Raw genomic sequence first — 11,368 nt, 5'->3', positions numbered from 1 at the left:
GTGGCGGTACTACCTCAGATCCACGACGAGCCGGGAGTCGACACCCTTGCCGTGGAGAGGGTCGCCGCCTCTGACGTGAACCGAGTGCCCGGTAAAGGCGGAGCGACGCGGGTGCCCGTAACTGATCCCGGGGGAATACCTGCTGCTCGGGGAACCTGGCGCGGCAAGCGTGGTCCACGTGCTGCTCGAACTCGTCGTCCGGCAGCCGGCGAGGAGATCCAATACAGGTCGCGTAGCCGTCGGGCGCGGAGTAGACGGGCGAGACCCGGGCTGAGCACGAGGGCGCCCGGCGGCCTTCCCGCCGGGCGCCTTCGCGCGGTGCTCGTCGACTCGTTCGGCGTGCTCGCGGCGCGCGGTCAACGTGCCTCGACCGGGCCGCCGAGCCGGGCCACGTCCTCGGCGGCGTCGCCGAGGAGCTTGTCGGCCAGGTCCATCAGCGCCCGGCCCGCGGCCAGCTCGTCGCCGATCTCCGGTACGGCACGGTCGTCGGGGTTGCGCCTGGCGATGCCGACGCTCTCATGCCACTCGCTGTCCTGTGCGGACAGGACAGCGCGGGCCAGCGTGCGCTTGTCCGTGTCGTCCTCGCTGATGTAGATGTGCACGGTCCACTCTTTGCTCTGCATGATGCCCTCCTGTACTGGTCGGTGCCGTACTCGACATCTGCCCTCAGCGGGTGCGGTGTCACGGACCCTTGTTGTGCCAACTACCGGGTGACGGCGTGGGCCATATGCCAACATGTCCGCATGCTGGCGAGTCTCGACGTGATCGACTGGGCTGACCTGACGCACGCTTATGGCCGCGCGACGGATGTACCGGACCAGATTCGGGCCCTGCGCTCTGCCGATCCCGGCATCCGGGACAAGGCGCTGCACAGCCTGTACGGGAACATCTTCCACCAAGGCACCCGTTTCGAGGCGAGCGCGTACGCGGTGCCGTTCCTGCTGGAGCTGGTCGCCGATCCCGAGACGCCGGATCGGGCGGCCGTCCTGGGGCTGCTGACCCAGCTGGCCATTGGTCATGGTGAGCAGCTCCTGCCGGCCGGCTATCCCGTCGACGACCATCGCGCTACGGCCGCGGGTGGGGACCTGCTGCTGGCCGCCGGCAAGGAGTTCGCGGACGACGACGATGACGATGACGATGAAGACGACGAAGAGGACGACTGGGACGAGGATCCCGGTCTGTTCAATTACCTGCAGACGCTTGAGCCCGAGGACGAGGAGCGGCTCTTCGCGTACTTCGCGCTGAAGGCGTACGACGCGGTCGGTGCCGGGCTGCCGGTGTTCCGCGGCCTGCTCGCCGACGAGGACGCCCGGCTGCGCGCCGCCGCCGCGTACGCCCTGGCCTGGTACCCGGAAGAGCGGTCCGCCAGCCTGCCATCGCTGCTCAGGGCGGCGGTGGACGAGGAGCCTTCGGTAGCCGCCACCGCCCTGGTCGCGATCGGCCTGCTCGGCGGCCCGTCCGGCGCGACACCAGCGTCCGAGACGGCCTCCGAGACGGCCTCCGAGACGGCCTCCGAGACGGCGGTCGTGCTGGGTGCCGCGCTGGACGGTCCTCGCGATGTGGTGCGCTGGGGTGCGGCCATCGCGGAGTCCCGGCTGCGGGGTCCGGAGGCGGGGGACCGGGTCGCGGACGAGTTGCTGGGCTGGATCACCCGCGACGACGCGTCGTACGAGGCGATCCCGTTCAACGACGGCGACCTCCGCGGGTACGCCGCGCTGGCGTTGCGGGAGTTCGGCGACGCCCATGCCGACGCCCTGTTCGCGGCGCTGCTGGCTCGGCTGCCCGCGCTGTCCGGAACGCAGGCGCTGCCGGTGGCCGTCATCGCCCTGCGGATCGCTTATCCCGAACCGTTGCCGACCGGCACACCCTTCAGCGCGCTGGACGACCGTCAGCAGCGGCTCCTCCGGGGCCTCGCGGACTCGCGGGGCGTCTGGGAGCTGGGTAACTTCTTGGAGTTCGTCACGCACTACGGGCTGCCGAGGTCCCAAAAGGACATGGCCGAGTACGCACGGGCATAAGGCGACAAAGCCCGCCGATCACGATATGTCGACGCGACCGGCGTCGCCGGCAACGACGCCACCTTGCGCGCCTACGTCCGCGTGCGGAACGTCACCCTGGTGTTCATGTACTGGGCCTCGGTGCGGTGACACCATGGTGCGCCACCTTCTGAGGAGTCAGGATGCCGCGACGCCAGAGGACCAGATCGCCACGGCGCAAATCGACTGACGGCAGCGCCCCCGCCACATCTCGCAACAGCAGCGGCAGTTCCGACGACGAGCGCGACAAGGACATCGAGCGGCGCAAAGACGTCGAGCAGGACAGCGACGTCGAGCGGGACGACACGGCCGACTCAATAGCCGACCTGGAACGATTAATGCTCGACCTGGAAGAGCTCCCGGACCCATCGCCGAGCGTCAGAAAAGAACCCAAGCCGAAGGAAACGCTGGAAGAACTGATGGGTGAACTGAAAAAGCCCGAGCAAGGAGAACCGGAGGATTTCACCAAGAGAAAGCGAGACGGCTTCCTGAAGTCCGGCGCCGAGGTGTTCGCCAAGCCCGCGACGCCGAAAGTCGGGCTCACCTGGAATCCAAAGTTCAACTCCGATCCAAAGGAAATAAAAGTCTATCGGGTGCAGGCGGACGACACGATCGGCCAGGAAATCTCCGGTGCGATAGGCCCGGATTCTTTCGTACTTTATAAGTTCGATGACACAAAGTGGGTCTACCATGCGGACGGTCGGCCGATGGTCATGGGCAGGAATTCAGTGGTAGGCGACCGCGTTTTCATCGACCGCGCCGACCTCGTCGAGTCGACGTATAAATCAACGACGGCGATAATAGACGATCTCGCAGGGCGGAACGCCAAGGAACTCCGCCGCGGGTTCTGGGAGCAAAAGAGGCAAGAGCTCCAAGCTGTCGGAAAGATCAGCTTCGAGAAGAGCGTGCCGGGGATCAACACGAAGGCGATAAAAGACCGCCAGGTCGAGGAGGGAGGCCACGTCACGGTTCCGGCTGCGGAGTATGACATTGTCGGATTCATGCCGAACACGACAGTCGCCCACGGCCAGTATGCCCCGTTCAGCGTGGTCATAAGTGTCGGCGGCATGGAGGTGGTCGTCTCTCCCGACCTGTCGTGGGGAGTCGAAAGAGGCCATGTGGACAAGGCGAAAGAACTGAACCTCAACGCGAAGCTGGCCGCGCGGGAAATCCTCGATGTCTTCCATGCGGACGACTGGCTCAGGCCATATCTTTCCACGCCCGACTGGCTCAGCGACGATCAAATACACTACGTCACCCCGGAGCAGATGGGTGCGGTCTTCGTGTTGAAGAGAGTGCCCGAAAGCCAGGATGAGGTCCAAGCCGCGGAGCTGGCGAACGAGAGTGTCTTCAACGAGGGCAGGGGCACGGCCGGCCTGCGAATCGGTGCGGACATCTACGTCCAGCTGAACGAGCTCGGCACCGGAACGGAGTATCACGAGGCGATGCACAAACTCTCCCATCCGGCCTTGGAGCACGTCCTCGGCCACTGGTTCGGCGAAGGCCTCACCGAGTACTTCACCCGCTCGCTCGTGACCGGCCTGGTAAAAGACGGGAAGCTGGTCAGGAGCGATCAGCAGTACAGCGCCCAGTACAAGGCGATCGAGGCGCTTGTCGCACACGCGCAGGTGACCCGAGACGAGCTGGCCGACGCTTATTTCAAAGGAATCATCAAACCGCTCTACGACAAGGTCGCGACAGCAGCCGTCCATCCGCCGTTCGACGAGAAGAAGCCGTTCAGTCTTGACGGCTTCGCGGCTCGCCTGGACCCGCTGCATGCCGCCGAGGCGCTTGAGATATTCGAGAGGGCCTGCGGTGTTGTCCGTGACGACAACACCGCTACGACGACCACCACGAGCAGCATCGATCTCTGATCTGCGCTGTCCGACCGCACCGCCGTGGGCGGCGCGGGCCGCGTTCAGCCGGCCGACGTACGTGGTCTGTGGCGCGGCACGATATCCGGCGGCGGCCGATCAATTCGTCGCCGTTTCGCCGATTCGACAGCAGCCGTCAGCACAAGCGGCTGTGTCGTCAGTACGAGCGGGCGGGTCGGCGGCGGTGCGCGGGGGCGAGGCGCAGCAGGTGTCCCCGCGCCAGGCTTCGCGGCCCTCCTTGACCGCCACGGCGGCGATCACCAGGGCGGCGACGGGATCCGCCCACGACCAGCCGAACGCGCTGTTCAGCCCGAGCCCGACCAGCAGCACCGCCGACAGGTAGGTGCACAGCAGCGTCTGCTTGGAATCGGCGACCGCCGAGGCCGAGCCGAGTTCGCGGCCCGCGCGGCGTTGCGCCGCCGACAGGAACGGCATGACCACCAAGGACAGGGCGGCGAGCACCAGACCTGGCGTGGAGTGCCCCGCCTCGCCGACGCCTAGCAGCCCGCGGACGGCGTCGACGCTCACGTAGGCGGCCAGAACGAAGAACGAGACGGCGATGACGCGCAACGCGGCCTTCTCACGCCGAGCATGGTCGGCGGCCGAGAACTGCCAGGCGACGGCGGTCGCCGAGGCGACCTCCACCACCGAGTCGAGGCCGAACCCGATCAGCGCCGCGGAAGAGGCCATGCTCCCCGCGGTGATGGCGACGATCGCCTCGATCACGTTGTAGGTGATGGTGGCGGCGACCAGCAGCCGGATCCGCCGCGTCAGCGTCACGCGGCGGTCCGCGCCCAGGACGGTCATCAGCAGCAGCCCTTCTCGGCCGCGTCCACGCAGGTGCGGTCGGCGGCCACCGCCACCACCGCGGTACGCAGGTCGTCCAGGGCGTGGCCCAGCCGGGGATCGGCCAGCTCATATCGGGTACGCCGGCCGACCGGCACGGCGACCACCAGGCCGCAGTCGCGCAGACAGGCCAGATGGTTCGACAACCGGGTGCGGGAGATGCCGAGCAGTTCGGCCAGGTCGGCCGGGTGGGCCGGCGCTTCACGTAGTGCGATCAGGATCCGGCAGCGGATCGGGTCGGCCAGCGCGCGACCGAACCGGGCGAGCACCTCGATCTCGGGGGCGATCGTCAACATGCCTCCAACGATACATGAAGTCCTGAATTCAGAAAATCATGGATCCTGATCAAGTCGCCGGAGACCACGACCTCCCACCTATACGATGCGTCGAGTTCGATCTTCAAGACAGCGCAGAAAGGGCATCATGGCTGCTCGCTTTCGCGTCCTGGTCGCCGCGGCCGTCTTAGGCGCGGCCACTCTTACCGCGTCCCCGGCGTCAGCCGCGGTGACCGTCACCGTGGACGCGCTGGCCGTCGGCAACTCCGCCCCGGTCGCCGCTCGCCCGATGACCGCCACCGCCAAGGTGCGCGCGTCGGGCACGCTCGCCGTCCAGGCGCTCACCATCGCGGTACGCGACTCCGCCGGGCAGGTCGTCGATTTCCCCGGCGCGATCGCGACCACGCTCACGACGGCCACGAAGACGTTCACGACTGACGCGCGGGCCTATCCGGCGGGCACCTACACGTACTTCGTCGCTTATGAGGTGGGCAACGTCTGGACGGAGTTGACGCCGCGCAAGACGTTCACGGTCGCGGCCAACCCGATCACGTTCGACCAGGACTTCTCCGGCGCGGCCGGCGGCGGGCCGAACACCGGCTTGGCCGCCCCGGTGTGGTTCAACGACCCCTGCTGGCACCAGGCGTGCACCGGCAGCATCGCCGAGTACAAGCTCGACCACGCCCAGCTCGACGGGCAGGGCCATCTCGTACTGACGGCCGACCAGAACGTGACCCCCGGCGCCATGTGCGGCTGGCAGCCGGGAACGGACCACGGGGAGGAGCCGGACCTGCCGTGCCGGTACGCCACGGCCCGGCTGACCATGCTCGACTGGGAGGGCAATGACGGTCTGCCCACCTGGACGCAGGCGGGCGGTCACCTGGAAGCGCGGATGAAGGCCCCGCTCGGCAAGGGGCTGTGGCCGGCGTTCTGGACGGTCGGCGGGAACAACGCCCAGGTCGATTGGCCGGCCAGTGGCGAGATCGACGTCATGGAGACCCTCGGCGACCACCCCACGCTCGTGGAGCAGCACGCGCACGGCGGGCTGGAGGACATCAACTTCGGCGACAGCACGCCCCTGCCCGAAGGCGAGGGCATCGACGACTGGCACACCTACGCCGTGGACTGGGACGCCGGTGCCAACGGTTACATCAAGTGGTCGATCGACGGAGTGGTCACCCGTACGCTGACCGCCGCCGCGGCGGGTGCCGCCTGGGCGCAGTCCTTCCGCCACCCGCACACGCTGATCCTGAACCTGGCCGTGGGCGGTGGCGACGGCTGGGTCGGCGACCCCGACGCCGATACGGTGTTCCCCGCGCGGCTCGTGGTGGATCAGGTACGCGCCTACCAGAAGCCGCTGGCCTGAACCGAAGTGATCTAGGCTGGCGGGACCGCTCTTTCGAAAGGTCGATCATGCGCAGCTCAGTTTTCGGCAACCTCGATCCGCGGCAGCTTCCCGCCGGCTTCACGCTGGAGAACGGCAAGATGCTCCGCGTCCAGCTTCCCGACGAGGTGCTGGCCAAGCAGGGCTCGATGGTCGCCTTCCAGGGGCAGATGGACTTCGACTACGAGGGCGCGGGCGGCATCAGCAAGCTGTTCAAGAAGGCGATGACGGGCGAGGGCGCGTCCCTGATGCGCGTACGCGGTCAGGGCCTGCTCTACCTCGCGGACAACGCCGACGACATCCACCTGTTCTACCTGGAGAACGAGGGCCTCACCGTCAACGGGCGCAACCTGCTGGCCTTCCAGCCGCAGCTCACCTGGGACATCCAGCGGGTGCAGGGCGCGGGTGTCGCGGCGGGCGGCCTGTTCAACACCACGCTCACCGGCAGCGGGTGGGTGGCGGTCACCACGCACGGCACGCCGGTGCTGCTGGACGCGGCGGCCATGCCGACGTACGCCGACGGGCAGGCGGCGGTCTGCTGGAGCACCGGCCTGCACGTCGGCGTCAACCGGACGATGAAGGTGGGCGCGCTGATCGGCCGGGGGAGCGGGGAGGCGATGCAGCTCGCGTTCCAGGGCCAGGGCTTCGTGCTGGTACAGGCGAGCGAGGGCGTGCCGGTGGTGCGCGCGCAGTAGCCGCCCGGCACCCCTCCGCCCGCTGGCCCAGCCCGCCCATCCTGTACGTGCCCAGCACATCCGTTCCTGTTCCAGAATCCGAGAATAATCCGCGACACGAAATTCAATTACGGAGTAATTGTGGTAATCCTGTGCCGGGAGTATGTCAATGGCGCCGTAACCAGGTAGCCACGCGGGCCTCCGGACACGACCACAATCCGCGTCGATTCTCCGGGGGGAACCTGTCGGTCGGCGGTCGCGTCGCCGAGCCATTTCACCTCACTGGCTGGTGCGTGGCTGGCAGGCGGTGAGGGCGACGATCAACACCGCGAGTGTCGCTGACCAGATGAGTTTTCTCACGCAACTCCCCTGGCCGGCACAGGCTTGTTCTCAGGGTGATGTGGTGCGGTAACAGTTCTAGGGCGGACTTATCTTCACACAGCTCTTGTCCAAGATCCAGCAGGCCAGTCAGGAAATCTGAAATACCACAATACGACCAGATCTATCCTTGTTACGCCGGGGCTGATGTTGTGCTTACCTTTGTCTGGTGCCCGGTGATCTTCTTGACCTCGTTTTGCTGACCCTGCTCATCGTCTTCGGCGTCTCCGGCTATCGCCAGGGATTAATCGTGGGGGCCGCGAGCTTCGTCGGCTTCGTAGGCGGATGCGTGGTCGGGATCTGCATCGCGCCGCCTATCGCCGGCCTGATCGTGGATGGAGACGTCCCGGAATCCTTGCTGGCGCTCATCATCGTGCTCCTGACTGCGTCGATCGCCCAATTCGGTACCTCCACCGCGGGCGTGCTGATCCGAACCCACGTACGGCACGAGCCGGGGCGGATGCTGGACGCGCTGGGCGGCACGCTCGTGTCCGGCTTATCGGTACTGGTCATCGCCTGGCTCGTCGGCAGCGTGCTGCTGTCCAGCTCATTGACCACCATCGTGGAGCAGATCCGCGGCTCGCTACTCCTGGCCACGGTCGACCAGGCGATCCCCCAGGCGGCACGCGACTGGCAGAAACCGTTCAAGCAGTTCATCGACCGCTCCGACTTCCCGCCGGTGCTGGACGCGATCGCCGGCCAACCGACCGTGAACGTTCCGCCGCCGGACGCGGCGGTGTTCGACAGCGCAGGCCTGCGAGCGGCACGGACAGGGATCGTGCAGGTGCAGGGGGTGGCCAGCTCCTGCCGCAAACAGATCACCGGCACCGGATTCGTGTACGCGCCGGATCACATCATGACCAACGCGCACGTGGTCGCCGGGGTCGACGAAGAATTGCTCGTCGTCGATCACGAAGGCCGATCGCACCCCGCCGCGGTGGTCCACTACGACCCGCGACGGGACGTGGCGGTGCTGAACGTGCCGAACCTCGGGTTGCCGAGCCTGACCTTCGACGGCGAGGCGGACAGGGGCGATGACGCCATCATCGCGGGGTATCCCAAGAACCAGGGGTTCACCTCGAAGCCGGCCCGGGTCGCGGCGCGGCAGCGGGCTTCCATCCCCGACATCTACCGGACGACCAAGGTGACGCGGGATGTGTACCTCATCCGGGGCAAGGTCCAGCAAGGCAATTCGGGCGGCCCCCTCCTGGCCCGCGACGGCCGGGTGCTGGGCGTGATCTTCGCCGCCGTCGTCGGCAAGGACGACACCGGGTACGTGCTCACCGCCTCCGAGGTCGCCTCCGACGCCCGACGCGCCGCCCGCACCACCAAACCCGTCAGCACTCAGGCCTGCGACTGACCCTGTCGCCTTTCCGCGCAGTAGTCGCACCGCGCCCTTCCGCCTGCTCGGATCCGAGCAGGCGAAACTCCCGTGATCAAGCACTCACTCGATATCTGGTACGTGGACCCGCTGTTCCGGGGCCGTGCTCGGCCGGGGATGCTCGGGCGTACCAGGCAGCCAAGCCAGGGCGAGGATGAGGCCGAGGAGGCAGAGGCCGCCGCTGGTGGCCAGGACGAGGTCCAGACCGTGGACGAAGGCAGAGCGGACCGTATCTGCCAAGGTCGCGGAATCAGCAGATCGTGCTGCGGCCAGCCCCGCGAAGACGCTCTCGCGTGCTTGCTGCGGCACCGCGGCGCGGTAAGCGGACGTCAGGATCGAGCCCAGGATCGCCGCGCCGAAGCTGCCGCCCAGGGTGCGGATGGATTGGGTCACCGCGGCGCCGACGCCGGCGTTGCCGGGCGAAAGAGCGCCCAGCGCCGCGTCCATGGCCGTGGGCAGGACGCAGCCGAGCCCGAGGCCGTACATGGCCGTCCACGCGGCTGCCAACACGGTGCCGCTGCCCGTACCAGTGCTGGCCCCCCAGAACAGGCCCCCGCTGAGCAGGACGAACCCCAGGGCGGCCGCGAGCTTGGGGCCGATCATCCCGCTCAGCCTGCCTGCCGCCGACATCCCGATGAGCATCCCGGCGATGAGCGGCAACAGCCGCAAGCTGCTGCCCATCGCGTCCGTGCCCAGGTTCGCCTGGAAATACTGCGGCAGCACGAACAGAACGCCGAACATGGTGAAGTTGACGACCGTGGCCAGCGCGGTGCCGACGGTGAAGCGCGCGTTGGTGAACAGCGAAAGGTCCACCAGCGGCTCGTCGGCCCGTCGCTCCCAGACCACGAACAGCACCAGCGCGGCCATTCCGGCGAGGATCGGTCCGAACACGGCGGCGTCCGTCCAGCCTCGCTCACCGATTTCGATGAGGCCGTAAGTCAACGCCGTCAGCGCCGCGCTCGACAGCACCACGCCGCCCACGTCGATTCGTTTGCCGCGCTCCCGCTGCGATTCGGGCAGCCAGGCGGCGACCGCGAGGATCGCCAGGACGACCACGGGGATGTTGATCAGGAAGACCGAGCCCCACCAGAAGTGGTTCAGCAGCCAGCCGCCCAGGATCGGGCCGATGGGAAAGGCCAGCATCGAGGCGCCCGCCAGCGTTCCGATCGCCTTCGGCCGCTCCTTCGCGGTGAACATCGTCGGGATCAGCGCCAGCATCGTGGGCATGATGAGCGCCGCTCCCAAGCCGAGCACGGCACGCGCCGCGATGAAGATCCCGGTCGAGGGCGCGTAGGCGGCGGCCAGCGAGCTGATACCGAAGATGACCAGCGCGACCAGGAGCGTCTTCTTGCGGCCGAAGCGGTCGCCCAGCATTCCCGCCGGGATCATGCCGGCGGCGAGCACCAGCGTGTAGACGATGACGAACCACTGCAGCTGGGCGTTGTCGGCATGCAGGTCCTTGGCCATGCTCGGTAGTGCCAAATTCAGGATGGTCACGTCGAAACCCACGGCCAGCGACGTGAGCACGAGCGCGGTGAGCGCCCACCATCTGCGTGGGTCAGGTTGGTGCGACATGGCGGGGACCTACTTCGCGGCATTCATGATGAGCTTGTCGAATTCGCGGTCCGGCAACGTCCTGTTGAGCTCCAGGAGCTTGTCGGCCGTCCAGCCGACCGCGTAGCGCGTCTCGGGCTTGCCGGCTTCGATGGCCTGCCGGATGGTGATGGCGACGACGCTGGGGTCGCTGCCCTGGGTGTTCTCGCCGAGCTGCGTCTCGGCGCGTTTGGCCATGGCTTCGGCCATCACCCCGTACGCGGTCGCGCCGGAGATCTCACGGAGCTCTTGTGCCGTGCGGTCTTCGAACTCGGTCTTGATGATGCCGGGCTGGATGATCACGACGTCGATGCCGAACGGCTCCACCTCCATGCGCAGGGAGTCGGAGTAGGCCTCCAGCGCGTGCTTGCTCGCGTAGTACCAGCAGCCGAGCGGGAGCGCGATCTCGCCTCCGATGGAGGAGACGTTGACGATCGTGCCGGACCCCTGCTCGCGCATGTACGGCAGGACGAGCTGAGCCAGCCGGGCCGGTGCGAAGACGTTGACCTCGAACTGGTCGCGCGCCAGGTCGATGGGGATGTCCTCGGCCGCACCGTGCAGGACGGTGCCGGCATTGTTGATCAGGACGTCGATGCGGCCCCGCTCCTCGACGACAGCGGCGACAACGCGTTCCAGGTCCTCGGGCCGGCGTGCGTCCAGCGCCAGGACGTGTCCGCCGGCGTCGCGGAGGTCGTCCATCTTGTGTACGCGGCGCGCGGCACCGTAGACGACGTGGCCGGCGCGGATGAGTTCGAGGGCGGTGGCCTTGCCGATGCCGGCGGAGGCGCCCGTGACGAGAACGACCTTTTCCATGATGAATCTCCTCTTCGGTCTGGGTGAACGCTAGGCTTGAGTTCCGAGACGAGACAACTCGCAAAACTCATATGCGCAGGTAGACTGCCATATATTGGTGCAATGAGCTTGTAG

Annotated in this window: 10 protein-coding genes; 5 read left to right on the top strand and 5 right to left on the bottom strand. The window is 67.3% G+C overall.

Annotation, left to right across the window (positions count from 1 at the left end; all coding sequences use genetic code 11):
- Positions 1-356: 356 nt before the first annotated feature.
- The gene (locus ACGFNP_RS06890) at positions 357-623 is read right to left on the bottom strand and encodes a DUF1876 domain-containing protein (RefSeq protein ID WP_358326486.1); all 267 of its coding nucleotides are present in this window, start codon (positions 621-623) and stop codon (positions 357-359) included.
- A 120-nt stretch (positions 624-743) separates the two neighbouring features.
- Between ACGFNP_RS06890 and ACGFNP_RS06885 the strand changes: the two genes are divergently transcribed.
- Both ACGFNP_RS06885 and ACGFNP_RS06880 read left to right on the top strand, forming a co-directional pair.
- Positions 744-2,018, top strand: a complete 1,275-nt coding sequence (locus ACGFNP_RS06885; RefSeq protein ID WP_393315688.1) for a HEAT repeat domain-containing protein — start codon at positions 744-746, stop codon at positions 2,016-2,018.
- A 161-nt stretch (positions 2,019-2,179) separates the two neighbouring features.
- Positions 2,180-3,910, top strand: coding sequence for a hypothetical protein (locus ACGFNP_RS06880; protein WP_393315685.1), 1,731 nt, complete (start codon positions 2,180-2,182; stop codon positions 3,908-3,910).
- A 99-nt stretch (positions 3,911-4,009) separates the two neighbouring features.
- On the opposite strand, the gene ACGFNP_RS06875 is transcribed toward ACGFNP_RS06880, so the two are convergent.
- Together ACGFNP_RS06875 and ACGFNP_RS06870 are read right to left on the bottom strand one after the other, a co-directional pair.
- Entirely contained in the window at positions 4,010-4,717 is a 708-nt protein-coding gene (locus tag ACGFNP_RS06875) for a cation transporter (RefSeq protein WP_393315682.1), read from the bottom strand.
- Positions 4,717-5,052, bottom strand: a complete 336-nt coding sequence (locus ACGFNP_RS06870; protein ID WP_214641542.1) for a helix-turn-helix transcriptional regulator — start codon at positions 5,050-5,052, stop codon at positions 4,717-4,719. The genes ACGFNP_RS06875 and ACGFNP_RS06870 overlap by 1 nt, the downstream gene beginning before the upstream one ends.
- Before the next feature lie 127 nt (positions 5,053-5,179).
- Here ACGFNP_RS06870 and ACGFNP_RS06865 point away from each other — a divergent pair, with 127 nt between their 5' ends.
- The 3 genes from ACGFNP_RS06865 (at position 5,180) to ACGFNP_RS06855 (ending at position 8,827) form a co-directional block, all read left to right on the top strand.
- Positions 5,180-6,397, top strand: a complete 1,218-nt coding sequence (locus tag ACGFNP_RS06865; protein ID WP_393315679.1) for a glycoside hydrolase family 16 protein — start codon at positions 5,180-5,182, stop codon at positions 6,395-6,397.
- 47 nt (positions 6,398-6,444) lie between these two features.
- The gene (locus ACGFNP_RS06860) at positions 6,445-7,110 is read left to right on the top strand and encodes an AIM24 family protein (RefSeq protein ID WP_393315676.1); all 666 of its coding nucleotides are present in this window, start codon (positions 6,445-6,447) and stop codon (positions 7,108-7,110) included.
- Between the two features lie 526 nt (positions 7,111-7,636).
- A complete protein-coding gene (locus ACGFNP_RS06855) occupies positions 7,637-8,827 on the top strand; it encodes a MarP family serine protease (protein WP_393315673.1) in 1,191 nt (396 codons plus the stop codon).
- An 84-nt stretch (positions 8,828-8,911) separates the two neighbouring features.
- Here ACGFNP_RS06855 and ACGFNP_RS06850 read toward each other — a convergent pair whose 3' ends face one another.
- Positions 8,912-10,423, bottom strand: coding sequence for a DHA2 family efflux MFS transporter permease subunit (locus ACGFNP_RS06850; RefSeq protein ID WP_393315670.1), 1,512 nt, complete (start codon positions 10,421-10,423; stop codon positions 8,912-8,914).
- A 9-nt stretch (positions 10,424-10,432) separates the two neighbouring features.
- On the bottom strand, positions 10,433-11,254 hold the full coding sequence (locus ACGFNP_RS06845; RefSeq protein ID WP_358326506.1) for an oxidoreductase: 822 nt from the start codon (positions 11,252-11,254) through the stop codon (positions 10,433-10,435).
- Positions 11,255-11,368 lie beyond the last annotated feature (114 nt).

This window comes from Nonomuraea sp. NPDC049269 (genome assembly GCF_043197155.1).
Taxonomy (GTDB): domain Bacteria; phylum Actinomycetota; class Actinomycetes; order Streptosporangiales; family Streptosporangiaceae; genus Nonomuraea.
The sequence above is the reverse complement of the archived record's forward strand: the minus strand, read 5'-3'. Positions and strand labels throughout refer to the sequence as shown.